This is a genomic window from Promicromonospora sp. NFX87 (assembly GCF_048564965.1).
In the GTDB taxonomy this organism is placed as follows: domain Bacteria; phylum Actinomycetota; class Actinomycetes; order Actinomycetales; family Cellulomonadaceae; genus Promicromonospora.
This window is the reverse complement of record NZ_CP183413.1, coordinates 597,438-622,078: the sequence shown is the minus strand read 5'-3', so window position 1 is coordinate 622,078 and position 24,641 is coordinate 597,438. Positions and strand designations below refer to the sequence as shown.

Below are 24,641 nucleotides of genomic sequence, written 5' to 3'. Positions count from 1 at the left end.
CCCCAGGAATCGGCAGGAGCCGTCGGCTCACGACGGGTGAGAAGCGCCGCCGCTCGCAGTGGCACGGTGCGCGAGCACGTCCTCGAGGAGGACCTGGGCCCGCGCGCCGAAGCTGTGCTCCTTGCGGACGTAGTCGGACAGCGCACGCAACGACGTCTCGTCGTACCAGGCCCCGCTCTCCTGGGCGAGCACCGCGTCCAGGTCCTCAGCGGTCCTGAAGCGAGCCAGCCCACGTTCCGGGAGCACGGTCCGGGTGATCTCGTCGAGTCCCTCGATCTCGTCGGTCAGCAGCCGGCCACCCGATGCGAGGACGTCGAACACCCGGTTGGAGACGAAGCCGAGGTCTCGCATGTCGGCCCAGTGGTCGTTGAGCGCCCAGGCCGCCGAGCGGTAGTACCGGCGGAGGATCTCGTTGGGTACGTACGTTCCGGCGATCGCCTCGGGGGGCAGGAACTCCTCCCAGTGCTCGCCGTAGACGGCGATCGGTGTGCCGGATGCGACGGTGTGCATGACGACGGGCCGGGCCTCTCCCCGCGAGTTGCCCACGAACAGCGCCTTGCCGACGACCTCGGGGACGGGCTCGTCGTCGATGTAGAAGCGGCTCGGGTCGGTGCACTGCAACAACGGCCGAACCGGCAGGTGCCATGCCGACGAGACGTCTCGTGCCCAGCCGGGGCTCGCCGCGTACCTCAGGTCGTAGGACCCGAGCTCGCGCGCCGTCACGACGTCGGGGTGGCTGATGACCCACGCGACGCTGGTCACGTTCGTGGGCAGCGTCACGGCGAACAGGCCACGCAGCGTCACGACCACGTCGTCGGTGTACGAGGTGGACCGGGCGTCGTTGAGCCGGTAGTCGACGACGGCGCGCTGGCCGAGCGCACGCAGGGCGTCCGCCAGCGAGTTCGCGAAGTGGAAGTCGCCCCACTGGCGCGCGCGGTCCGCGGACGGGGCCGCGGTCTTGATCGCCCACCGCAGCGAAGGCGGGGACTCCACGACCGTGGCGCGGTGGCCTGCTCCGGCGGGGAGCCAGAGCGCCCGCGTCCAGGACTTCTGCTTCTCGGGGGCGCTCAGCGCCGAGACGCCCTGGAAGACCGGGGAGACGCCGAAGGCCTGGAAGAGGTCGGCCGATCCGGACGGTACCTGCTGCCAGGTCGTCCGGAACGTCATCAGATCTTCTTCGGGCTGGGGCGAGCTGTCGAACGCCGCTGCCCCTCCTCCCCGTGTCCCGACCAGGCCAGGTACGACGACGACGGGCCGCCCCTCCCGCGCCGCGAGCCGCTGCGACAGGCTGATGTCAGCCCACAGGTCGCCGGCCCTGCCGTCCCCCGGGTCGTCTCCCAGCACCGTGCGAACGGACTCCGTCCGGGCCAGCAGCGGAACCGGCGCTCCGGGCACGGAGACCCACGGCGCGGGCCATACGACGCTGTCCGGGTGCATGCCCTCCAGGAAGGGGACCGGGTCCTTTCCATGGGGCGGGTAGACCACACCGGCGTCGCTGACGAGGTGTCGGCCGTCGAGCACGAGGGGGTGGACCACGGCGGCGCCTGACTCCGAGAAGGCGGTGCGCCAGTCGGCGAGCGTCCCTTCCCTGAACCCGTTCCGCGCGGACATCAGGAGCGTGTGCTCGCCGCGGGAGCCGTGCACCGCCGCGGCGACGGCCGCGACCGTCCCCGCCTGCTCGGGCACCGACACGACCCGCACGTCCCACCGGGCGAGACGGGCCAGTGCGAGCCCGACGGAGACCCCGCGACGCTCGTCGGGCACAAGAAGGACGACCTCGACGGACTGCGCGGTCCCGCCGTCCGCGGCCCGCGTCACGGAGTCGACGGCGCCGAGGGCGGCAAGCACCTCCGAGGTCGAGGTGCAGTCGGTGACGACGACGCTCGTCAGCCCCGGAACGGTGCTCCCGGCCGGCGTGTCGCGCCAGGACATCGCCTCTTCGTCCGCCGGCTCGCCTACCTGCGTCCGCAGTGCCGCGCGCACCTCGGAGAGGGTGATCCCGTCACGCAACCAGCCGGCGTCGGCTGCCAGCGGCAGGGTCTGCGGCTCGCCGTCCTCCAGCAACGACGCCAGCGGGGCCCGGCCGGCACGCCGCGAACCGTGGGCACGCGCCGGGTCGAAGAGCGGCGACGTCGACCTCTCCCAGGCACCGTCTGCGCCCTCGAGGTACGCGACCAGCGGATCGGTCTCCTCGCGGTCCCACCGCCTCGGATCGAAGCGAGCCGGGAGGAACAGCGGGTGCGGCGACCATCCCGCTCGCCTGCCCTCCTCGACGTAGTGGCTGACCGCCTCTGCCCGGTCCGCGAAGGTCAGACCCGCCTGGTCCTGGTACCACTCCACGTCGAACACGCCCGAGGCGAGGATCCGGTTGGTGGCGGCAGAAGCAGACGCCTGGTCCGCTTCGGACGACGTCGAGGAGCCTCCTGAGCGCTCGACCTGCTCACGAAGCTCTTCGACCTGACGCCGCGCACGCCGCGTGCGTATCCGCTCCTTGCGGGCTTCGGCGTCCAGCGCGTCGGCGTTGGCCTGCAGCTCCTCGACCTTGGCCCGCTGCTGGGTCACGAGCTCGCGCAGCTCCGTCACGAGCTCAAGACGAGCAGCGAGAAGCTCGTCCCGTCGTCGTACGGGTGGAAACCTGTCGACCAGTTTCCGAGCGAGCCCTCTTACCTGACCGGTCATGACAACGCATCTACCTTCTGACGGTGACGGTTTGGCCGTAGCACTCGCAAGCCTAGGGGTATCCGCCGCCGTGACGTGTCGCCGGTCGTCGCAGGTGAGCCTCCACATCGGGCGTGCGGCGTAGGCTGACCGCGTGGCATTCGACCTCTCCCAGATCATCAAGGCGTACGACGTCCGCGGCACCGTCCCGGACCAGCTCTCACCGCAGGTCGCACGTGCGATCGGCCAGGCATTCGCTCGCGCCGTCGTGCTGCCCGACGCCGACGCCGCACCCGGCGTCGTGGTGGGCCACGACATGCGTGACTCCGGCCCCGAGCTCGTGGAGGCGTTCGCCGCGGGTCTGACCGCCGAGGGCGTGGACGTGACCCGCATCGGGCTGTGCTCCACCGACGGGCTGTACCACGCCTCGGGTGTCCTCGGCCTGCCGGGTGCGATGTTCACCGCCAGCCACAACCCCGCCGCCTACAACGGGATCAAGCTGTGCCGCGCGGGTGCGCGGCCCGTCGGCCAGGCCACCGGCCTCGCCGACGTCCGCGAGGTCGCCCAGGCGATCCTGGACGACGCCGACGCGCGGCCCGCCGAGGCCGGCCAGGTGCCGTCCGCGGGCGCCGGGACAGTGACCGACCGCGACACCCTCGCCGACTACGCCGCCTTCCTGCGCGGCCTGGTCGACCTGTCCGGGCTGCGCCCGCTCAAGGTCGTGGTCGACGCCGGGAACGGCATGGGCGGGCACACCGTCCCCGCGGTGCTCGGCGAGGCGGCAGGCCTTCCGGCGCTGCCCCTGGAGATCGTGCCGCTGTACTTCGAGCTGGACGGGACCTTCCCCAACCACGAGGCGAACCCCCTGGAGCCGGCGAACCTGGTGGACCTGCAGACCGCCGTCGTGGCGAACGAGGCCGACCTGGGGCTCGCCTTCGACGGGGACGCCGACCGGTGCTTCGTGGTGGACGAGCGAGGCGTGCCCGTCTCGCCGTCGGCCGTCACGGCCCTGGTGGGGCTCCGCGAGGTGGAGAAGGAGAAGGCGGCCGGCCGCACCCCCACGGTGATCTACAACCTGATCACCTCCCGGGCCGTGCCCGACCTCCTGTCGGCGGCCGGGGCCGAAACGCTGCGTACCCGCGTGGGCCACTCGTTCATCAAGGCGGAGATGGCCGGGCGGGACGCGGTGTTCGGCGGGGAGCACTCGGCCCACTACTACTTCCGTGACTTCTTCTTCGCCGACACCGGCATGCTCGCCGCGATGCACGTGCTGGCCGCCCTGGGTGGCCAGCCGCACCCGCTGTCGGCACTCGCGGAGATGTACGAGCCGTACGTCGCCTCCGGCGAGATCAACTCGACCGTGCCCGACGCCGCCGAGGCGACCCAGCGGGTGCTGGACGCCTACCTGGCCGCGTATCCGGGGGTCGTGGTCGACCGGCTCGACGGAGTGACCGTGTCCCACTGGGACGACCAGCCGCAGTGGTGGTTCAACCTTCGTGCCTCGAACACCGAGCCGCTGCTGCGGCTCAACGTCGAGGCCACCGACGAGGACATCATGGTCAAGGTGCGCGACGACGTCCTGTCGCTGGTGCGTGCCGAGGCCGACGACGCAGGAGGAGCAGCATGAGCACCGACCCGACCATCCAGCTGGACCCGTGGGTGCGAGAGATCCTGCGCTGTCCCGTGACGGGCGCGGAGCTGGTGGACGGGACGGGGCCCGACGGCGGGCCGGAGCTGCACTCGACCGACCCGGACCGGCCGCTGGCCTATCCGGTGCGGGACGGCATCCCGGTGCTGCTGGAGTCGGACGCCCGGGCGCTGTGAGCGCCTCGACGTAGGCATCGGGACCGGTCGCGCCTACGTCACCCCACAGCCCTCGCATCTGCTGGTCCGCGCCGAGATACCCTGGCGCGGTGCTAGCCGTCGCCCAGTTTCACGAGCCCCTGCCGCTGACCAACACGATCCAGCGGTACGACTGGGGGTCCGTCGAAGCGATCCCGCACCTGCTCGGCGCCGACCCCGACGGCGGTCCGCAGGCCGAGCTGTGGCTCGGCGCCCACACCAGTGCGCCGTCGGTCAGCGTGATCGAGGGCGAGGACGTCGCCCTCGACCGCCTGGTGCGCGAGGCGCCGGTGCAGACGCTCGGCCACCGGGTCGCGGAGCAGTTCGGCCCGCGCCTCCCCTATCTGCTGAAGATCCTGGCGGCGGGCAAGGCGCTCTCGCTCCAGGTGCACCCGTCGCCGCGGCAGGCCCGGGAGGGCTTCGCGCGCGAGAACAAGGCGGGCCTGCCGCTGTCGTCGCCGAAGCGGTCCTTCAAGGACGACCAGCACAAGCCCGAGATGATCGTCGCGCTCTCGCAGTTCGAGGGGCTGGCGGGCTTCCGCACGCCGCGCACGATCCTCGACGTGCTGGAGGGCCTGGCCGGCCAGATGGTCGACGGCGTCCGCACCGCGCTGCTGAGCGACCGCAGCCACGAGGGCATGCGCGAGGCGTTCAACCATCTTCTTTCCGCGCGCGCCTCCGATGCCTGCGCCGCCGACATCCAGACCACCCTCGACTCGGTCCGGGCCCGGCTCGCGGCCGGCTCCCCGTTCGAGCGCGCCGACCGCACGGTGGTCGACCTCGCCGACCAGCACCCCGGCGACCCGGGCGCCATCGCGTCCCTCATGCTCAACCGGTTCTCGCTCGAACCCGGCGAGGCGGCGTTCACCCCGGCCGGCGTCGTGCACGCCTACCTGTCAGGGCTGGGTATCGAGATCATGGCCAGCTCCGACAACGTGCTGCGCGCCGGGCTGACCACGAAGCTCGTCGACGAGGAGAACCTCGTGGCCTGCACTGTGTTCTCCCCGCAGCAGCCGTCCACCCCCGAGCTGACGACGGCGGGCGGGCGCGGGCAGGTGCGCACCTATCGCGTGCCGGTCACGGAGTTCGCGCTCACGACCGCCGACGTCGACCCGGCCGAGGCGGTCACGCTGCCCGCGACGGGCCCGCGGATCCTGCTGTGCCTGGCCGGCGAGCTGAAGCTCGACGCGGACCGCTCGAAGCAGGGACCGCAGCGCCTGGTCCAGGGCGAGTCGGTCTTCATCCCGCACGACGCGGGCAACCTGCACCTGACGGGCGCAGGCCACGCGGTCTGCGCCTGGGTCCCGTAACCACTTCGCCGAAGTAGAGCGTGCGTCCGGACACCCGCTCTACCTCGCCAGCCTCGCCTCGGCGAAGTAGAGCGGGTGTCCGGACGCACGCTCTACTTCGGCGACCCCAGGGTCAGGCCGAGGTGTCGTCGTCCGCGCGGAGGACGCGCAGGTGGCCTCGGCGGGCCGTTTCCGTGACCGTCGGCGGCTCCGCCGGACGGCGCACCTTGCCGGCCTCACGCACGGCGTCGGCGAGGGCGGACAGGTCGTCCGGGCTGGGCCCGGCGTCCTCGAACTCCGGCATCAGGCGGAGCACCTCCCACCCGCGCGGTGCCGTCAGCCGCTCGGCGTGCTCAGCACACAGGTCGTAGCTGTGGGGCTCGGCCAGGTGCGCAAGCGGACCAAGTACCGCTGTCGAGTCCGCATACACGTATGTGAGCGTCGCTACGGCCGCGTTTGTACAGGCCGAGCGCGAACACTGTCTCACCGATCTCACGCGCCGAGACTACGCCCTGACCGGGCACAACGCGCCGAACACGCCGGACGATCACGGGCGTATCGACCGGGGTCGGATTGGGTGAGCAGGTGACCACGCCGTTGCTGCCAGGATCACGCCCGGCGTGGCAGCAGGTGCATGGTCATTCTCGCTGTCTGCTTCCGCGGCGGGCCAGCAGGAGCCCCACGCCCGCAAAGGCCAGGTCGACGAGCGTCAGGACCACCCTGCTGACGAGCACCGCGAGGGCCGCGGCAGGGGCGGGCAGCGCACCCGCGAGGACCGAGGCCAGCACCAGCTCGCGCACGCCCGCGCCGGCCGGCGCGACCACGAACAGGAATCCGGCGGTCCACGCGAGCGCCCAGCCGCCGGCCGCCAGGGCGAAGGTCCGGACGGTGAGGGGCAGGCCGAGCCCCGCGCAGAGCACCCAGAGCTGCAGGCCGGCGACGAGCCACCCCGCGACGGACCAGGCTGCGGCCCGGCCCAGGCCGTCCCAGGTCATCGGGTGCTCCAGCGCGCCACGCCGGGCGATTCGTAGCGCCAGCCCGATCAGCCGGTTGAGCACCGGCGGCGCGAGCACCAGCACGACGACGGGCGCCGCCCACACCACCCACGACCAGGCGCCCAGCGCACCCGCCGAGACGAACGGCAGCGCGACGGCGCCCACCGCGGCGCCCGACGCCACCGACACCGCGACGGCGACGAGCATCGACGTGGCCGACCTGCTGCGCGGCACGCCGTGCCCCGCCCCGACCTCGGCGGCGGCCACGACGTTCCACACGCCGCCGGGCACGTACTTGCCGAGCTGGCTGACGCCGAACACGGCGACGGCGCTCCGCAACGACAGGGGCGAGCCGAGGTCCGCCAGGACCACGCGCCAGGCGAGCAGCGTGCACCATACGTACGCAGCGCCGAGGACGACGACCAGGGCCACCTCGGTCCCGGACAGGTCCGTCGCCGCGCGCGCCAGGGCCGCCCGGTTGCCCAGCACGTACCAGACGGCCAGCCCGAGTGCGGCGGCCAGGAAGCCCCACCGCACCCACCGCGACCGCAGGACGGCCAGTGCGCCGCTGACGACCGGGCGGCGGGCGGCGGGCGCCACCATCCCGGGCGCCGTCGTGCCGGGTTCCGTCGTCCCCGCACCGGTCCTCGTCACAGCACTCCCCTGCGCCGCAGCTCGGCGACCAGCGGTTCGGTGACGACCTGCGGGCGAATCCGGTCCCGGCCGCGCGCCGCACGTTCCCGGGCAGCGGCCAGCACCGCGGGGTCGCAGAGGTTGCCGAGCTCGGCGGCGAGCGCCCCGGGATCGGCCGCCGGGACCAGCTCGACGTGCTCCCCCAGTGCCCTGCGCTGCGGCGGGGTGTCCGAGGTGACCACCACGCAGCCCGCCGCGAGCCCCTGGTACACCTTGTTCGGCACCACGCGCACGCCCTTCGGGGTGTCGCTGAAGATGCCCAGGCAGACCTGGTGCCCGGCGACGAGGCCGGGCAGCTCGTCGGCGTCCACCCAGTCGTGCCAGGTCACGCCCGGTGTGCCCGCCAGGATCTCGCGCGCCCGGGGCAGGTCCTGGCCCGCGCCGACCATCGTGACGCGCAGCGGGGCGCCCGCCGCGACGGCGTCGCGCACCGCCTCGGCGATGACGGGTGCGCCCTGCAGCGGCGTGTACAGCCCGAAGAAGACGACGGACAGCTCTTCGTCGGTCGGGGCATCCGGCAGGGAGGCCGCCGTCCGCCACGCGTCCGGTGCGCCGACCAGCACGACGACGCCCTTGTCCGGGTCGGGAAGCATCTGCCGGTGCTCCTCGGTGTCCGTGACGACGAGGTCGGCGCACGCGACGGCCAGCCGGTCCAGCCCGGTCAGCAGCCGCACCCGCAGGCCGGCGGCCCCGCGGTCGGCGGCGGTGTCCCCGGCGAAGACCAGATGGTCGAGCACGATCACCGAGCGCGGGTGGAGCAGCCGCGCGAGGACGACGTCGAAGTGGCCGAGGTAGCCGACGAGCACGGCACCGGGCCGGCCCTCCGCCCGTCGCTGCCGCACGGTGTCGCGCACCAGGCCCGCCCAGCAGAGCAGGAGCCGGATCGCGAGGGCGGGCAGCCGCCACGGCTGCTGGAGCATGCGCACCCGTTCGGCGGTGGAGAAGCCGAGCGGCCGGTTCAGCTCGGTGACCTTGCTGCCGTGGGCACGCAGCCCCGCGATCAGGACGGCGATGCGGGGGTGGCGCGCGGCGTCGTACGTGCCGAAAGCGATCACTGGACGGCGGCCGAGAGGTCGGCAGGTCCCGCCGGCTGGGCGCGGTCCAGCGGACCGGTCAGCTCGACCGGGCGCGGCCGGCTGCCGCCGGACGGCCTCCGGCTGTCCGCTGCCGCCGATCCGGCCGGGGCCGCCGTCGTGCCGTACTGCACCTCTTTCAAGCGTTCCAGAGTGTCCTCGAGCAGCACCCGGTTGGTGCGCTGGAGGTCGGCGAGCACGAGCAGGGCGAAGCTGAGCAGCACCCCGACCGTGGAGGTCGCCCCGAGCACTATGGACTGGAGGTGCTGCCCGGGGGTGCCGGTCGCGAGGAGCATCGCGTACCTGCCGAACGGCACCGCCGCACCGACCGCGAAGACGAGTCCGAGCGTGAGGAACACCGCGTGCGGCTTGTACATCACGTAGGACCGGCTGATCGCCTGGCCCGACTTCGCGATGTGCTGCCACATGCTCGAGAAGAGGCGCGACTCGCGGGTCTTCGCATTGGTGGTGATCGGCAGGCTCTGGATCCGCAGCCGCTTGTTCCCGGCCTGGATGATCGTCTCCATGCAGTAGCTGAACTGCGTGACGACATTGAGGCGCAACAACGCCCCGCGCGAATAGGCGCGGAAACCGCTCGCGGCGTCGGGCAGGTCGGTTCCCGCGGCGAAGTTCACCACCTCGCTGCCCACCTTCTGCAGCGCCTTCTTCAGCGGGGAGAAATGCTCGATGGTGCCGGTCTGCCGGTCGGCGATCACGATGTCGGCGTCGCCCAGCACCACGGGCATCACCAGGTCGCCGATCCGTTCCTGCGGGTACTGGTTGTCGCCGTCGGTGTTCACGACGATGTCGGCACCGTGCCGCAGCGCGTAGTCGACGCCGTCCCGGAACGACCGGGCCAGCCCCATGTTCCGGGCGTGGTGCACGAAGTGCCGCACGCCGAGGCGACGCGCCACCTCGACCGTGTCGTCCGTGGACCCGTCGTCGACGACCAGGATTTCTATCTCGTCGACTCCCGGGATGTCCCGCGGAATCGTGGCAAGCACCAGAGGAAGTGTTTCTTCCTCGTTCAAACAGGGAATCTGCACGAACAGCTTCATGGCCCTGTGCTTTCGGTAGCAGGCTCTCGGCACGCAGAGGAGTGGCTGCACAAACGGTAAGCACGGCACATGACCGGGGCGTGAACACTGCGTGCCATTCAGTTTCCGTTACCCGGTCGTGACCGGAGCGACAGAATGGGTAAAGGAGGCGCGGCTACTCTGCACGCGTGACCCGCTCCCCGGCGCGCTCCCCCGGCGGCGAGCGCCTGGCCGTTCTGACCAGCGCCCTCACCGCAGTCCTGCTGGCACTGACCGTCGCCCTGGCGGACGCCCCGTACGCCACCGGCGACGAGCCACCGCACGTCGACTACGCCTATCAGCTCTGGCACGGCGACCTCCCGGTCTTCGAGGACGGCCTGCTGCTGCGGCCCGACGGCGCCTGGCTCGCCCCGGTCCAGTGGACGGCGCAGCACCCGCCGCTGTACTACCTGCTGATCGCGCCACTGGTCGGCCCGCTGGCCGACGCCGGACACCCCGTCGCCGCCGTCTACGCGGCGCGGGGCGTCAACGTGCTGCTGTCCGGCGTCCTCGTGGTCGCCGCCTGGTGGAGCGCACGCCGGCTGACCCGGCCCGGCAGCGCGCTGCCGCTCCTCGTCGCGTTCCTGACGAGCGTGACGGCGGCGGTCGCCCACGTCGGCGGCACCGCGTACAACGACCTGCTGGCCACCCTGTGGGTGACCGTGCTGCTCGGGCTGGTGGGCACCGTGATCCGGCGCGGGCTCGACGCGCGCCTGATCGCGCTGATCTCCGTGGTGGCCGCTGCCGCGTCGCTCACCCGGCTGTCGGCGGGTGCCGTCGCCGTCGCCGTGGCAGCCGCCGCGGTGGTCGCCGGGGCGGTCCGCGCCCGGCAGGGCAGGGTCCGCTGGGGTCCGGTGGTCGCGTTGTCCGTGGCCGGGCCGCTGACCGTGCTCGCGGCGAGCGGCTGGTTCTACCTCCGCAACCTGGCGCTCACCGGGACCATCACCGGCTCGCACTTCGACTGGGCGCTGGCGAACCAGAACCGTACGGAGCGGCCCGTCTGGCTGGTCCTGGTGGACCCGGTGACCTGGGCCCGGCTGCCCGACCTCTTCTGGTGGGCGGGCCGCCTGCCCCCGAGCAACCCGTACATCATCACGACGCTCGTGCTCACGGCGCTCCTGCTCCTCTGGGTCCCCCTGGTCATCGCGGGCAGGGCCGCACTGCGGCGGGCCCGCCGGCTCACGCACGGGTCGACGGCCGGCAACGCCGACGACCCGGGCGCAGCACACACCGACGGCCTGCTGCTCCTCGCGCTGCCGGCAGGCGCCGTCGTCGTGGCCGTCACCATGCAGGTGCTGTACGCGGCGAACAGCGGCGGAATCTACCCGCGCTACCTGCTCGTGGTCTCGCTGCCGCTGTGCCTTGCCGTGGCGGCAGGCCTGTCGACGCGCCTGCGCCGGTATCTCCCGCTCTGGACCGCCATCTCCCTGGCCGACCTCGTGGTCTGGCTGGCGGTGGAGCTGTCCACGGCACCGCCTGCGGGCTACTACGCGGAGCTGCCGGTGCCGGCCGCGGTCGTCGCAGCGTTCGCCTGCGGGACCGCCGTCGTCTCCGCGAGGGCGGTGCTGCGGGCGAACAGGCCGCAGGCCAGCACCGCGGCCACGGCCGCCAGCACGAGCACCAGGACCAGCGCCGCGAGCTGAGGCCCGGTCAGCGGGCTCCAGCCGGCCCAGCGGGCCGCGGCGTCGGCCACCGTCGATGTCGGGCCCTGGTAGAAGCCCCAGAACCCGAAGGCGAGGCCGCTCGCGGCGGCCGCGCAGGCCGCCCCCACGATCCAGGGCACGGCCCGGCCGATCCGCGGACCGAGCAGCGCCGCCGCGCCGAGCGCCGTCGTCACCGACAGCGCCGCGAGCCCGGCGAACAGGTACCTGCCCTGCACCGCGATGACCAGGCCGGTCTCCTGGTAGGCGGGCCAGGCGTTGGCCAGGACCGCGAGCCACAGGGCGGCGGGCAGCAGCAGGAGCACGGCCACCGCCCGCCGGGTGGCGGTCAGGCGCACCAGCGCGATCACGGCCAGCGCACCGATGGTGACCGCGGCGGTCCAGAAGACCGGGTCAGGTATCCGCAGCTCGAGCCAGCCGAAGTTGCCGAAGAACGACCTGGTCACCTGCGTCACCCCGGTCCGCAGGAAGTACCAGAGGCCGTCCGGCTCACCCTCGGCGAAGCGGTCCGGGATACCGACCGGCTGGACCGTGCCCAGGACCAGGAGGTTGCGCAGCCACCACCAGCCGCCGACGGCCAGCGCGACGGCGCCCGCGAGGAGCACGCCGCGCAGCCGGCGGGCGCGGGGGCCGGACGCCACCAGGTAGGCCGCGGCCACCATGGGCAGCGCGAACACGACCATCACCTTGGTCAGCAGTCCCACGCCGAGCGCGATGCCCAGCCGGACGGCGGTCCGGGCCCGCAGGTCGCCACCGAGGACGACGGCGCACAGGTAGGTGATCGCCGCCCCGCTCAGCGTCACGAGCGCGTCGTTGGTCACGCTGCCCAGGATGTGCCCGGCCTGCGGCACGAAGAGCGTGAACGACGCCGCCACGAGCGCCGCCGGGCGCGACCCCGACAACCGCCGCGCGGCGGCCGCGGCCAGCAGCGGCACGGGCACCAGGAGCGCGACGTCGAACAGGCGCAGGGTGAGCAGCTGGTGGTCCCAGCGCGCCTCGGCCATCCCGGTCCCGCGCAGCACCAGCGCAGCGACCGCGTAGTACAGCGGCGGATGCTGCGTCATCTGGTCGACGGCGTCCTCGGGCAGGTGCCGCGTGCTGGCGCCGGCGGGCACCGGGTCGGCCAGGGCGTTGCCGGCGTCGACCACGAACCGGTCGCCGTCCGGGACGGGCGCGACCGCGACGAACGGCGGTACGTCCTCCCGGTCGAAGTGCCTGCCGGGCAGGTCGGTCTCCAGCTCGGCCTGGTACCGGGCGGCGTCGACGGCGGGACCCACCAGGGCCTCGCCGGCGGCCGGCCACCCGCCGCCGTAGGCGAGGCGGAGCACGCTGTTGACGTGCTGCGGCTCGTCCGGCGCCCGGAACGGCGGGGCCAGCACCGCCCACAGCGCACCCGTCAGCATGACCAGAGCGGTGACGAGGGCGAGGCCCCGGCGGTACGCCACCTCGGCAGGATCGTCGCGCACGCTGACAGGATAGGGGGCACGCCCGCCGTCGTCCGGACATCGGGAGGCCCTACTGTGGCCCCCGTGCGCCACCTCGTACCCGCCGCCGTGCTGGCCGCGATCCTCGCCTCGCTCGTCCAGGCGCTGCTGAGCCCTCCGCTGCACACCGGCGACGAGACGGCCCACCTCGACTACGCCTATCAGGTGTGGACCGGGCACCTGCCGGTCTTCGAGGACGGCCTGGTGCTGGCGCCCGAGGCCGGCTCCGTGCCGCCGGTGCAGTGGGCCGCCCAGCACCCGCCGCTGTACTACCTGGTGCTGGCGCCCGTGGTCGGGCCTCTCGTGGAGGGCGGGCACGTCATCGGGGCGGTCTACGCCGCGCGCGGCCTGAACGTGCTGGGCGCGGGTCTGCTCGTGCTGGTGGCGGCCTGGGCGGCCCGGCGGGCCTTCCCGGCGTCGCCGCTCCTCGCCCCCGTCACCGCGCTGGTCGTGGGCACGACGGCGTGGGTCGCCCGGGTCGGCGGCTCGGGCTACAACGACATCTTCGCCGCCCTGCTCACGACCTGGCTGCTCGGCCTCGCGGCGGGTGTCGTCCGGTCCGGCCTGACCTGGCCGCGCGCCGCGGGGCTGGTAGTGGTCTCGGCGCTGTGCCTCGGCACGCGCCTGCACACGATGGTCATGGTGGGCGTCCTGGTCGCCGCCGTGCTGGCCGGGGTGCTCCTGCGGACCGCGGGCCCGCCCGGCGTCCGCGGCGCGACCGTCCGAGGTGACGCCGTGCGCGCCATAGTCGTCGCGCTCGGCGTCCCGGCCGCCGTGGCGGCGACGTCCGGCTGGTTCTACCTGCGCAACGTCGCCCTGACCGGGTCGATCACGGGCGGGCACCCCGACTGGGCGGCCGAGAACCTGGACCGGGTGATCCGTCCCGTCCCCGAGGTGCTCGCCGACGCCGGGTTCTGGGTCCAGCTCCTCGCGGTGTTCGGGCACGACAGGCTGCCCGACGCCGCGGTGGTGCTGCTCCTGCTGGTCGTGCCCGCCGCGCTGGCCGTCGTCGCGGGCGTCCGCGCCGCGCGGGACGTCCGGCTGCCCGCGGCCGGGCGGGCCGACGTGCTGCTCCTCGTGACCGGTGCGACGGCGGTCGCGGCGACCCTGGCGATGCAGCTCGTCTACACCGCGGGCGGCGGCTCGCCGCATCCGCGCTACCTCCTCCCGGTGATCGGGATCCTCGCGATGCTCGTGGCCCAGGGCCTGCTCTCGACGGGCCGCCGGCTGTCCTGGGCGGCCGGGCTCTGGTGCGCGGTACCCCTGATCGACCAGGCCATCTGGATCGCGGTCTCCGCGCCGCGCTACGCCGGGCCGTGGCCCGACGGTTCGCTATCGGTGCCCGGCGCGTGGCTGGCCTGGGGGCTCGCGTGCGTCGCGGTTGCCGTGGCGGTGACGAACCGGGACCCCGATCGGACGTATCGTCGGTAGGTGCCTCCGTTCTCTCCACGCGGCCGGAACCGGCGGTCGGACCGCGGTACCGGCCCGGCCGGCAGCTCATCCGGTAGCTCCAGCAGCCCCAGCAGTACCGGCAGCTCGGCCGGCAGCCCGGCCGGTATCCCCAAGGCCTCCCAGGCGGACCTGCTCCGGCTCGCGGCGATCCGCTCCGGCGACTCCCCCGGCGAGGCGGTACGTCCCCGGCGCCGGGACCGGCGCGGCCGCGGTCTGCGGGGCCCGATGTTCCCGCCCGGCACTCCCGCGCACCGCACGCGGGCGCAGCGGTTCGACGACTTCGTGCTCGACGTCGTCGAGGACCTCGACCGGACGTGGGCCGCACAGCTGCGCGGCACCGAGTTTGCCGTCGAGGACGTGCCGCCGTCGGACCCGGCGCCGTGGGAGGACGGCGGTGTGCTGCTCGGCCGGTTCTTCCCGGCGGAGGCCGGCCGGCCCGGGCGCGTGGTGGTCTACCGCCGGCCCGTCGAGGTGCGCGCCCTCGACCGGGAGGACCTCGCCGACCTGGTGCGCGACGTCGTGGTGGAGCAGGTGGCACACATGCTGGCCCGCACCCCGGAGGAGATCGACCCGAACTTCGGCGACCGCTCCTGACTCTCGCGGGCTGACCGACGGCCGGCTGACCCTACGGCCGGCCGCTCAGCCGGCCGCGTCCACCCGGCGCACGTGCACGTCCCCGCCCGCGGCGAGCGGCGCCGTCGGCGAGAGCACCGAGAACAGGGTCGTGTCGCTGTCCTCGGCGATGCGCACCGACCAGACGACGCCCGGCTGCCCGGCGGGCTGCTCCGCGACCACCGCGACGGTTTCGCCCAGCTTCTCCAGGTCGTCCCCCCACTCCAGCTCGACGGTCTCACCGGTGGGCACCTCCACCGTGCGGGTCCAGGCCTCCTCGCCGTCCGGCCCGACGCCGCGCAGCTCGACGGCGGTGCTGTCGTCCACGTCGTCGATCCGGTCCGGGTCACGCTCGCCCGGCACGCCGCTCAGCGTCACCACGTACGCGGAGTGGTCGGGGACGGCGACCGCGCCGTCGGCCACCGGGCCGGTCGCGCCTACCGCCTGCCCGGCCAGCCAGGCGCGGTCGTACGGGTCCTCGTCGACCACCGCGTCGTCGGCGGCCGAACCCTTCCTGTCCAGGACGCCGCCGGCGACGACCGGCACGTCGGCGTCCACGACGACCGTGTAGGCACCGGCGGGCAGCCCGCCCAGGGGCAGGGTGGTGACCTTGCCCGGTTCGAGGGGCAGCTCCTCGCCGCCACGCAGCCGGACCGGTCCGTCGGGCCCGAGCACAGCGAGGTTCGCCGTGCCGGCCACCGTGCCGGGAGTCAGCAGGTCGAGGCGCGGCGCGTGCGGGTCGTCCACCGGCTCGCCGGTGCTGACCACGCCCGAGACCGCGGTCGTGCGGGACGGCGCGGCGCCTCCCACGACGAGGTCGGCGCCCGCGGGCACCAGGCCCTCGATGCGGTGGTGCTGCACGTAGGCGCCCACGCGGCCGCCCTCGGCGGTGACGTGCAGCGCGAGCCGGCTCTGGTCGGGCGCGATGGCCTCGAGCATGGTGACCACCTGCTCGCCCGGCGGCACGACGACGAGCGACTGGCTCCCCAGCACCACGGGACCGGACGCGCCCCAGGCCTCGAGCGACACGGTGGCCGGCGTCCGGCCGGGGTTCTGCAGCACCAGGCGGCCGCTCGAACCCACCGAGGTGCTGCCGCCGACCAGCCAGTGCTCGACGGACGGCACCGCGCACGGCCCCGCGACCATGCCACGCAGGTCACCGTCGGTGGTCACCGAAGCGACGGTCCCCGTCGCGTACGTGGCACCGCTCGGCGTCACGCGCACCGTGCGCGCCCCGGTGACCGCGCCCTCGCGCACCGCGGCGACGCCGCCGGTCACGAGCGGGCCGGGAAGGTCCGGCGCCGCGGACCCGTCCAGGGTGGTGACCGAGGGCTCCGCACCCTCGGCGCCGTCCAGCACGGCGGCGGTGAGCGACGTCGTGGTCTCTCCCCGGACCGCGCTGAACTCGTCGTCGCCGACGTCCGGCTGCTGCAGCTCGGCGGGCATGGGGCAGACCAGCCCGGTCTCGGCGGCGGCCACGGGGACGGCGCGAACGGCGTCCGCCGGTGGCGTGACCCGCTCGCCGCCGCCCGTGGTGGCAAGGGCGGCGACCGCCATCGCGCAGAGCAGGCCACCGACCGCCGCGGCCGACCGCCGGGCGACCGCCGGGACCACCAGCTTCTTGCGCTTCATCGAACCCTCCTACGTCCCACCGGCAGGGCCAGCAGGGCGAAGACCACCAGCGTGAACGTCGTGAGCACCAGCCATGCCGTGCGGTGGGGCGCCTCGTAGCGCACCACGAGGTGCCCGGCGTCGGGCCCGAGCGCGAACGCCTGCAGGCCCGCCGACTCGTCGACGGCCACCGGCTCCAGCCGACGCCCGTCGAGGGTCGCGTGCCAGCCAGGTCCCGCCGCCTCCGCGAGCACGACGGCGCGGTCCGCACCGCCCGCGGTCACGTCGGCGCGGACCGCGGTACCCCCGGACGGCAGCGCCCGCTCCGTGGCGCCCGCCTCCTCGATCCGGGCCCAGCCCGGCGCGGGCTCGCCCACCGGGGCGACCCGCCACACGGAGATCGCCTGCCCCTCGGTGACCCGGCTCATGCCGGGCACCATGTCGAGCGTCGCCACGAGGTCGCCGACGGCGCGCGCGGGGTCAGCTCCGGGCATCGCGCTCAGGCCGCCGTCCGACCGGACCTGGACCGCACCGATCCCGAGGTCGGCGAGCTGTTCCGGCACGCCCTCGGTAGCGCCGGAGACCAGCGCCGCGACCGCGTCGTCCAGGGTGCCCACCGGCTCGTCGCCCGCCCCGGCGCGATCGTCCGCCGTCGCCCTGGCCGTCGCCGAGATGTCGGCGAGCTGCGAGCCGTCGGCGCGCAGGAGGGCGTACTGCACCGTGTCGTCCGCGGCGCCGGTGCTGCCCGCGTCGCCGGCGAACCCCACCTCCAGCACGCGTGCCTGCCGTGGCGGCGCCTGCATCTGCTGCCCGACGGCGGGCACCACCGGGTCGGTGGTCACGTGCAGCAGGCCGCTCCGCCCGGAGCCCGCGATGCTGCCCGAGCCGGTCAGCCACGCGGCCGCCTGCGCGGCGGGAAGCACGAGCGCGACCACCACCAGGGCGACCGCCGCGACCTTGCGTGCCGAACCGAGGAAGCCCCGGAGCGACGCCCCGCTCTCGGCGAGCACACGGACACCCGCGAGGGCCGCGGCGCTCAGGCCGAGCAGGACCAGCGACAGCCCGGAGCCGGACCACCTGCCGTCGCCCTGGGCCAGGACCGCCACGGCGAGGCCCGCAGCGGCGACCAGCCAGCCCACGAGCGACGTCGCGGCGACGTGCTGCGCCGACTCCGGGACCCGCTTGCGGCCGATGCCCAGCAGCGCCGCGCCGAGACCGACCACCGCCAGTGCGAGCACCAGCGCGCCGAGCGCCCACGGGCCCGCCGCCACCATGGCGCGGACGGCGGACGGCACGAGACCGTCGCCGGGCACGTCGAACCAGGGGGCGGGGACAGCGGGCAGGCCGAGCAGCAGCTGGAGGCCCGAGACCGGGCCCGAGTCGATGACCGCTTCCGGGACGCCGGACCCGGCCAGCGGCTCCGCCGTCAGGAGCCTGCTGTTGCCGTGGCGCAGCGCGGTCCACCAGAGCGGGGCGCCGACCACGAGGGCCGGTACCACCGCGAGCGCGAGGTAGACGCGGCGGCGCGGGGCGACGAGCAGCGCCCCGAGCAGCACCACGACGGCCGCAGGAAGCAGGGCGGGCGCGCCGGCCACCACGCAGGCGAGCAGCAGGCCGCTCGCGCCCGCCGCGCCCAGCGAGCCGGAGCTCGTCCGGGACGCGCGGGCGGCGGCGCCTACGGTCTCCTCGGCGGCGCCGTCGGGCGGCCCGAGCCTGTCGGCCGCCTGGACGCCCACCGCACGGACCAGCGCGACGGCGGTCCAGGGCAGCAGCGCGTGCGCCAGCACCCCGCCGAGCAGGCCACCGTCCAGCGCTCCGAGGAACGCCGGGGCGACGGTCCACGCGAATGCCGCGAGCGCCCGCAGCCACACGGAACGGGTCACGGTGCCGGCCGCGGCCCACGCCCCGACGGCGGCGACGGGCAGCGCGAGCAGGAGCACGGCGTCCACCGCGTGCTGCAGCGATCCTCCGACCAGTGCGGAGAGGCCGGTCAGCACGAACAGCAGCGGGTCCGCCGGGGCGGCGGTGCCGAGCCCGTCGCGCACCCAGCCGGACGTCGCCGCCGACCAGGCGGTCGCCGTCGTGCCGCCCGCCGGGAGCAGCGCGCCGCCGACCAGGCGTCCGCCGGCCGCGAGGGCGCCGAGAGCGGGCCCGAACAGCGCCGCCGCGAGGCCCACGGCGGTGAGCAGCACGGCGCCCAGCGCGGCTCGGCGCCGGACGGCGAGCGCCTGCAGCTCTGCCTGCTCCAGCTCGGACGGGGCGGCGTCCACCCGGTGTGCCTCGCCGCGGGCGAGCCGCCTGTCGCGTCGCTCGGTGGCCACCTCGCGCCAGGTGCCCAGCAGCGGCCGCAGCACGCTGCGGGGCACTGTCGAGGTGCGTGCGATCCGGCGCCGGGCGCGCAGGAGCGGCCCCAGCCGGAACACCGCCCACAGCGGTGCGAACAGCTCGTCGCGCGCCTGGTCGGGCTGCTTCATCGCGAGCCGGTAGCTCGCGGCGAACGGCGCCCACAGCACCATCGCGAGCATCGCGAACGGCAGGATCCACGGCGCCACCGAGGTCAGCCGGAGGTAGAGCTGGCTGCGGCGCCGGGCCCCTGACGAGCCGGGAGCGTGCAGCGCGACCTGTGCGTGCCGCACCACGGCGTCGGGCACGACGACCACCCGGTGGCCGGCGAGCCGGACCCGTAGGCAGAAGTCCGTCGAGTCGCCGAGCTGGCCGTAGGCCGGGTCGGTGCCGCCGACCTCGCGCCAGACCGACGCCCGCACCAGGGCCCCGGCGAGGCCGACGGCGAGCACGTCCTCGCGCGCGTCGTGCTGGCCCTGGTCGATCTCGGTGTCGTCGATGCCGGTCATGCGCCGGCCGAGCGGTGAGACGGTGTGCCCCACCTCGACGAGCACTCCCCGGTCGGACAGGTCGGGGTCGAGGGGCGCGCCGTCCGGGCCCGTCTCCCAGCGCCGCTGCTTGCAGCCCGCCACGGCCACCGCGTTCGAGTGCTCCACCGAACGGGTGAGGGCCGCCAGGGCGCCCGGGGCGGGGGCTGAGTCGTCGTGCAGGAACCAGAGCCAGCCCTGCTCCGGGGTGCCGACGGCGGCGAGCGCCGCGTCCACCGCGTCACCGAAGGTGCGGGCGCCCGCACCGGCGACGAAGCGTGCGCCGCCGAGCTGCAGGTCCTGGTGGCCGGACGTCGCGGGTGCGGTGTCGACGTCGACGACCACGACGGAGTCAGGGGTGCGGGACTGCGTCCGTAGCGCCGCGAGGGTCGCGGCGAGGTAGGGACTGCTGCCGCGGGTCACGACGACGGCCGTGACCGTGACGGCCACCGGCGCAGCGGTGGCCGTCTGGGCCGGGACCTTGGCCCATACGGGACCGACCGTGTCCTCGTGGGGACCACGGTCCGGGCTGGGGGCCGACAGGCTGTCGGTACGTGGAGCGCTCATCTCGCTTCACATGATGCGGCGCGTCTGCGCCGACACGCCGCAGACGCGCCGGTCGAGGCACGCATCATCCAGCGCAGACCTCAGACTCTGCTGTCTGCCGTCCGAGCCTGCAGTTCCGCTCCAGGCGAGTGCCTCGTTCCTCGGCCCTCACCCTCCGCTGCACCTCCGGCTCAGACGGCGCGGCGCTTCAGCTTGCGCCGCTCACGCTCCGAGAGACCGCCCCAGATACCGAACCGCTCGTCGTTCTCCAGCGCGTAGTCCAGACACTCGGCCCTGACCTCGCAGCCGGAACAGACCTTCTTGGCCTCGCGGGTGGACCCGCCCTTCTCCGGGAAGAAGGCCTCGGGGTCGGTCTGCGCGCACAGGGCGCGCTCCTGCCAGCCGAGCAAGGAGTCGTCGGGTTCGGTCAGCTCGTACAGCTCACCGAAAAGCGGCAGGACCCGTGCGACCGGTGCCGCCGCGTTCTCGGCGTCAGTCGGGAACTCCACGTCCGATTCCAGAATGTTCCACATGACGTGCCCCTCCATGCCGTGTCCGTGCTCCGGGCCTTGCCGGCTGACCATGCCGATCCATCTGCCGATCCGTCTTGCCGATCCATCGTGCCTGGCCAGACGTGCAGCTTCGAGGCCCTGTTGCATATGCGCTACGAAAACTGCATACATGGAATTACACGCGTGTCGCCTGGAGTCGTCAAGCGGAAATGTGCTATCGCCCACGGATTCCACGGGTAATTCACCAGTCCTTCCGCAGGTCGTGGCGTACGTCTCACCCACTGCCCCGTTTTTCATATGTCCAGACACCCGGCGAGTCGCCACGCCGAAGGTCCGAGATGTGCCTGCCGGACACCGAGGCAGCGCTGCTCGACGTCTTAGGCTGGCGGCATGCAGATCGCTCCCCGCAGCGGCGGCCCCGTGCCCGACGTCGCCACCCTCCTCGCCCGTCTCGCCGCCGACGGCGGCCAGCCCCGCCTCACCTGGTACGGGGACGACGGCGAGCGTGTCGAGCTCTCCGGCGCGGTCCTCGCAAACTGGGCCAGCAAGACCGTCAACCTGCTCGTCGAGGAGTTCGACGCCGCCCCCGGCACACGGATCGTCGTCGACCTGCCCGTGCACTGGCGCACCGCGGTGTGGACGCTGGCGGCCTGGCGCGCGGGCGTGACGGTCGTGCTGCCCGGCACCGAGGGGGCGTACCCGGACGTGGTGGTCACCGACAGCCCGGACCGCTGGGCCGGCGACAGCGCGGACCTCGTCGTCGTCTCGCTGCCCGCGCTCGCGCGCCGGTACGACGGCGAGCTGCCGTCCGGCGCCATCGACGCGGCCTCCGCGGTGATGACCTACGGCGACGCCATTGGCTGGGTGCCCGAGGTGGACCCCGACCAGGAGGCCCTGGTGACCGCTGCGGGCGCCGTCGGGCACAAGGGCCTGGTCCCGGAGCCCGGCGAGGGTGCGCGCGTCCTGATGGACGGGCGCGGGCCCGTGGCGGAGGTGCTGCGCGGGCTGCTGGGCGTCTGGGCAGGCGGGGGCTCGGTCGTCCTCACCTCGCCGGCGACCGCCGCGGAGCTCGAGCAGGACGAGGCCCGGCTGACACGTCTGCTGAGCACGGAGCAGGCGCGGCTGCCGTAGGGGGCAGGCACCCGGTCAGGGGCGTCGAAATGCCCGGTCGCAGGCCGTTTCAGGCGTTGTCGCACAACGTCTTCGGTCTTCTCCACGAACCCTCTACGGTCCGACCCCGGGGGGCGCGCCGCCGTCCGACAGGCAGCACCTAGGATCTGAGGCCGTGACGTTCCCTGACTTCAGCGCCGGAGATGCGACGAGCCCAGCCACTGGGCCGTCCCATGCCCGTACGCCGAAGGGGATGAGCGGCGCGGCCCGGACGGTGGTGATGGTGGTCGTCGCGGCGGTTGCGCTCGCGACGGCGGGCGGCGTGGCGGCGGTGACCCAGCTGACCGGGAACATCGAGACCGCCCAGATGACGGTCCTCGGACCTGACCGGCCCAAGGTGGTGCTGCCGGAGGATCCGAACGCGGGCACCCCGATGAACATCGTCATCATGGGCAGCGACTCACGCGGCGGGGACAACCGCGACCTGGCGGGCGGCGAGGACGCCGGCGCTCGGTCGGACACCACCGTCGTCATGCACATCTCGGGCGACCGGTCGCGGATCGAGATGATCTCGATCCCCCGCGACTCGACGGTGGACGTCCCGAGCTGCACCACCGAGGACGGCGCGACGACCGCCGAGCTCTACAGCACCAAGTTCAACGCCGCGTTCTCCCAGGGCGTCGTGGCCGGCGGGACCGTCGCCGACGGCGCCCTGTGCACGGTCAAGACCGTCGAGAAGCTGACCGGCGTGTTCATGAACGGCTTCATCGTCGTCGACTTCGCCGGGTTCTCGTCGATGGTCGACGCCGTCGGCGGCGTCGAGGTCTGCGTCGAGGAGCCGATCTACTCCGAGGACGCGAACCACCTGTCGCTCGACGCGGGTGCGCACACGCTCAAGGGCGTCAAGGCTCTCGACTACGCCCGCGCCCGCAAGGGTGACGGACTGGGCGACGGCTCGGACCTGGGCCGGATCGGCAGGCAGCAGGAGGTCATGGCCTCGCTCGCCCGCAAGGTGCTGAGCCAGGAGGTTCTGACGAACCCCGCGAAGTCGCTCAACTTCCTCAAGGCGGTGACCCGGTCCCTCACCATGAACGAGGAGCTCGCCAGCATCGACGGACTCGCCGGACTGGCTTACTCCATGCGCAACGTACGGCCTGACACGATCACCTTCATGACTGTCCCCAACGAGTACGACCCGGTACAGACGGCGAACGTGATCTGGACCGACGAGGCCGTACAGCTGTGGGACAACGTCAAGCACGACAGGCCTCTCGACTTCGACCCGGACGCGCCGTCGGCCGACGCGTCGCCGTCCGCCGACGCGTCGCCGTCCGCTCCGGGCGACGACGCGAGCACGGAAGGCTCTTCCGAGCCCACTCCTGACTCGTCCTCTCCCAGCTCGCCCTCTCCCAGCTCGACAGAGATCAAGCAGGCCGGTGAAGAAGCTTTCACCGGCGCCGACACCACCAAGGTCTGCGGCTAGCCATGTCAGATCCCAGAACGTCGAACCGATCGGCGCCAGGCGCCGACGACGACGTGACGCGCGTCCGGATACCGCCCAGCTTCACGCCGCAGGGCGTGAGCGGGCGGCCGGGCGCCGACGATGCCATCCCGGTGGGTGACACCGGTGAGAGACCGCGTACCCTGCCGGGCGTGGCGTCGAGCCCTGAGCAGGGCGGGCCCGCCAACGCGGAGACGCCGGGTGTCGGGGTTCCCGGCGTCGGCGGCGCGCACCGTATCGGACGGCCGGAGGGCTCCTCCGACGGGGCCCGCAGCGAACCACGCATACGCAGACAGTCTTCTCGGGAGGTACCGGTGTCCGGCCAGAGCAACAATCCCCCGCCCGTCCCACGGAGGTCGGGGATGCCGGCGCGCAACGAGTCGGGCGGGGCGCCACGCTCCATCCCGCCGCGTTCCGCGCCGCGCGCCGGTGGCCAGCCACCGCAGGCGATCCCGCCGGGCCGCCCGGTCCGGGCGAGCGCGGGCCCCGTGCGTCCGACGCCGGTGCGCAGCGCGCCGCGTCCCCCGGCCGGCGGCGGTCGTGGTGGTAGTGGTTACCCCGCCGGCGCTCTCGCCTCCGGCGGACGTGGCGGGCGCGGCGGCAGCAACATCCGCATCCGCAAGGGCCGCGTGGCCGGCGTCATCGCGGTGCTGGTGCTGCTCGCGATCATCGCCTGGCCGGTCGGGCTCCTGATCTGGGCCAACGGCAAGATCCAGCACGTCGAGGCGCTGTCCGGCGCATCGAACACCCCGGGCACGACGTATCTGCTCGCGGGCTCCGACGCGCGCGGCAGCGGCGGCATCAACGACTCCACCTCGGGCGCGCGGACCGACACGATCATGCTGCTGCACAAGCCGTCGTCGGGGCCGGTAGCCCTCATCTCGATCCCGCGTGACACATGGGCGGTCATGCCCGACGGCTCGGGCAGCAACAAGATCAACGCCGCGTACTCCTACGGAGGCGCGCCGATGCTGGTCAAGACGGTCGAGACGCTCAGCGGGCTCACCGTGGACCACTACGTCGAGGTCGGCTTCGGCGGCGTCGAGGGCGTCGTGGACGCCGTCGGCGGCGTGCGGCTCTGCCTGGACTACGACGTGCACGACGTGAAGTCGAAGCTCAAGTGGAAGGCCGGCTGCCACGTCGCGGACGGCAAGACGGCACTCGCGTTCTCGCGGATGCGGTACGCCGACCCGACGGGCGACATCGGCCGTGGGCAGCGCCAGCAGCAGGTCATCGCCCAGATCGGCAAGAAGGTCGCGGACCCGGCGGTCCTGGTCAACCCGGCCATGCAGGTCGGGATCGCCGACGCCGGGCTCTCGGCCCTCGTGACCGACACCGACTCGGGCATCATCGACATCGCCATAATGGGGCTCGCGTTCCGTACCGCGAACGGCGACGAGGGCGTGACCGGCACCCCGCCGATCGCGTCGATCGGCTTCCGCACCCCGTCCGGCGCCTCGGCGGTGCTGCTCGACGACAACCAGACCCCCGAGTTCTGGGCCAAGATCCGCGACGGCGAGTACGAGCCAGGCCAAGAGGTCGGCGGCATGCCGAAGTAACCCCTCCGCCGAGATAGAACCAGGGCGAAGTAGAACCGCAGCGAAGTAGAACCAGGGCGAGATAGAACCGGAGGTTCCGGTGCTGTCTCGCCCTGGT

General features: G+C 73.7%; 17 protein-coding genes. 8 read left to right on the top strand and 9 right to left on the bottom strand.

Going from position 1 to position 24,641, the window contains the following annotated elements; genetic code table 11:
* Positions 1–27: 27 nt before the first annotated feature.
* Positions 28–2,583 (bottom strand): glycosyltransferase family protein, encoded by a 2,556-nt coding sequence (locus ACNYC2_RS02905; RefSeq protein ID WP_419705604.1) that lies wholly within the window; start codon positions 2,581–2,583, stop codon positions 28–30.
* 229 nt (positions 2,584–2,812) lie between these two features.
* Between ACNYC2_RS02905 and ACNYC2_RS02900 the strand changes: the two genes are divergently transcribed.
* From ACNYC2_RS02900 to manA, 3 genes are all read left to right on the top strand, one after another.
* The gene (locus ACNYC2_RS02900; protein ID WP_419705603.1) at positions 2,813–4,285 is read left to right on the top strand and encodes a phosphomannomutase/phosphoglucomutase; all 1,473 of its coding nucleotides are present in this window, start codon (positions 2,813–2,815) and stop codon (positions 4,283–4,285) included.
* Positions 4,282–4,482 carry a Trm112 family protein gene (locus ACNYC2_RS02895; protein ID WP_419705602.1) on the top strand — a complete coding sequence of 67 codons (201 nt, stop codon included), beginning with the start codon at positions 4,282–4,284 and terminating at the stop codon, positions 4,480–4,482. The genes ACNYC2_RS02900 and ACNYC2_RS02895 overlap by 4 nt, the downstream gene beginning before the upstream one ends.
* An 89-nt stretch (positions 4,483–4,571) precedes the next feature.
* Complete coding sequence (gene manA, locus ACNYC2_RS02890; protein ID WP_419705601.1) at positions 4,572–5,810, top strand: mannose-6-phosphate isomerase, class I; 1,239 nt, start codon at positions 4,572–4,574, stop codon at positions 5,808–5,810.
* A gap of 112 nt (positions 5,811–5,922) precedes the next feature.
* Here the strand turns inward: manA and ACNYC2_RS02885 are convergent, their stop codons facing one another.
* The 5 genes from ACNYC2_RS02885 to ACNYC2_RS02865 all read right to left on the bottom strand — a co-directional run bounded on the left by ACNYC2_RS02885 (position 5,923) and on the right by ACNYC2_RS02865 (position 12,753).
* Positions 5,923–6,285: a DUF3499 domain-containing protein gene (locus ACNYC2_RS02885; protein ID WP_419705600.1), complete on the bottom strand. Its 363-nt coding sequence runs from the start codon at positions 6,283–6,285 to the stop codon at positions 5,923–5,925.
* A 142-nt stretch (positions 6,286–6,427) separates the two neighbouring features.
* Positions 6,428–7,438 carry a lysylphosphatidylglycerol synthase domain-containing protein gene (locus ACNYC2_RS02880; RefSeq protein WP_419705599.1) on the bottom strand — a complete coding sequence of 337 codons (1,011 nt, stop codon included), beginning with the start codon at positions 7,436–7,438 and terminating at the stop codon, positions 6,428–6,430.
* Positions 7,435–8,532, bottom strand: a complete 1,098-nt coding sequence (locus tag ACNYC2_RS02875; protein WP_419705598.1) for a glycosyltransferase — start codon at positions 8,530–8,532, stop codon at positions 7,435–7,437. Before ACNYC2_RS02875 ends, ACNYC2_RS02880 begins: the two co-directional genes overlap by 4 nt.
* Positions 8,529–9,608 carry a glycosyltransferase family 2 protein gene (locus tag ACNYC2_RS02870; protein WP_419705597.1) on the bottom strand — a complete coding sequence of 360 codons (1,080 nt, stop codon included), beginning with the start codon at positions 9,606–9,608 and terminating at the stop codon, positions 8,529–8,531. The genes ACNYC2_RS02875 and ACNYC2_RS02870 overlap by 4 nt, the downstream gene beginning before the upstream one ends.
* A gap of 1,504 nt (positions 9,609–11,112) precedes the next feature.
* Positions 11,113–12,753 carry a DUF2142 domain-containing protein gene (locus ACNYC2_RS02865; RefSeq protein WP_419705596.1) on the bottom strand — a complete coding sequence of 547 codons (1,641 nt, stop codon included), beginning with the start codon at positions 12,751–12,753 and terminating at the stop codon, positions 11,113–11,115.
* A 63-nt stretch (positions 12,754–12,816) separates the two neighbouring features.
* On the opposite strand from ACNYC2_RS02865, the gene ACNYC2_RS02860 reads away from it, so the two are divergent.
* Both ACNYC2_RS02860 and ACNYC2_RS02855 read left to right on the top strand, forming a co-directional pair.
* Complete coding sequence (locus ACNYC2_RS02860) at positions 12,817–14,202, top strand: hypothetical protein (RefSeq protein WP_419705595.1); 1,386 nt, start codon at positions 12,817–12,819, stop codon at positions 14,200–14,202.
* Positions 14,203–14,817: a metallopeptidase family protein gene (locus ACNYC2_RS02855; protein WP_419705594.1), complete on the top strand. Its 615-nt coding sequence runs from the start codon at positions 14,203–14,205 to the stop codon at positions 14,815–14,817.
* A gap of 45 nt (positions 14,818–14,862) precedes the next feature.
* Here ACNYC2_RS02855 and ACNYC2_RS02850 read toward each other — a convergent pair whose 3' ends face one another.
* The 3 genes from ACNYC2_RS02850 to ACNYC2_RS02840 form a co-directional block, all read right to left on the bottom strand.
* The gene (locus ACNYC2_RS02850; RefSeq protein ID WP_419705593.1) at positions 14,863–16,467 is read right to left on the bottom strand and encodes a DUF5719 family protein; all 1,605 of its coding nucleotides are present in this window, start codon (positions 16,465–16,467) and stop codon (positions 14,863–14,865) included.
* Positions 16,464–19,883, bottom strand: coding sequence for a glycosyltransferase (locus ACNYC2_RS02845; RefSeq protein ID WP_419705592.1), 3,420 nt, complete (start codon positions 19,881–19,883; stop codon positions 16,464–16,466). Before ACNYC2_RS02845 ends, ACNYC2_RS02850 begins: the two co-directional genes overlap by 4 nt.
* Positions 19,884–20,053: 170 nt before the next feature.
* Positions 20,054–20,395, bottom strand: coding sequence for a WhiB family transcriptional regulator (locus ACNYC2_RS02840; RefSeq protein WP_116677974.1), 342 nt, complete (start codon positions 20,393–20,395; stop codon positions 20,054–20,056).
* A 369-nt stretch (positions 20,396–20,764) separates the two neighbouring features.
* On the opposite strand from ACNYC2_RS02840, the gene ACNYC2_RS02835 reads away from it, so the two are divergent.
* The 3 genes from ACNYC2_RS02835 (at position 20,765) to ACNYC2_RS02825 (ending at position 24,544) form a co-directional block, all read left to right on the top strand.
* Entirely contained in the window at positions 20,765–21,505 is a 741-nt protein-coding gene (locus ACNYC2_RS02835) for a TIGR03089 family protein (protein ID WP_419705591.1), read from the top strand.
* A gap of 232 nt (positions 21,506–21,737) precedes the next feature.
* Positions 21,738–22,967, top strand: coding sequence for an LCP family protein (locus ACNYC2_RS02830; protein WP_419705590.1), 1,230 nt, complete (start codon positions 21,738–21,740; stop codon positions 22,965–22,967).
* A gap of 380 nt (positions 22,968–23,347) precedes the next feature.
* Positions 23,348–24,544, top strand: coding sequence for an LCP family protein (locus tag ACNYC2_RS02825; protein WP_419705589.1), 1,197 nt, complete (start codon positions 23,348–23,350; stop codon positions 24,542–24,544).
* The last annotated feature ends 97 nt before the right edge of the window (positions 24,545–24,641 follow it).

Bases quoted from the DNA above. Each gene is read 5' to 3' on its own strand.
- ACNYC2_RS02830 (WP_419705590.1), top strand. From the start codon at position 21,738: ATGAGCGGCGCGGCCCGGACGGTGGTGATGGTGGTCGTCGCGGCGGTT.
- ACNYC2_RS02870 (WP_419705597.1), bottom strand. From the start codon at position 9,608: ATGAAGCTGTTCGTGCAGATTCCCTGTTTGAACGAGGAAGAAACACTT.
- ACNYC2_RS02825 (WP_419705589.1), top strand. From the start codon at position 23,348: ATGCCGGCGCGCAACGAGTCGGGCGGGGCGCCACGCTCCATCCCGCCG.
- ACNYC2_RS02840 (WP_116677974.1), bottom strand. From the start codon at position 20,395: ATGTGGAACATTCTGGAATCGGACGTGGAGTTCCCGACTGACGCCGAG.
- ACNYC2_RS02895 (WP_419705602.1), top strand. From the start codon at position 4,282: ATGAGCACCGACCCGACCATCCAGCTGGACCCGTGGGTGCGAGAGATC.
- ACNYC2_RS02835 (WP_419705591.1), top strand. From the start codon at position 20,765: ATGCAGATCGCTCCCCGCAGCGGCGGCCCCGTGCCCGACGTCGCCACC.
- ACNYC2_RS02845 (WP_419705592.1), bottom strand. From the start codon at position 19,883: ATGAGCGCTCCACGTACCGACAGCCTGTCGGCCCCCAGCCCGGACCGT.
- ACNYC2_RS02850 (WP_419705593.1), bottom strand. From the start codon at position 16,467: ATGAAGCGCAAGAAGCTGGTGGTCCCGGCGGTCGCCCGGCGGTCGGCC.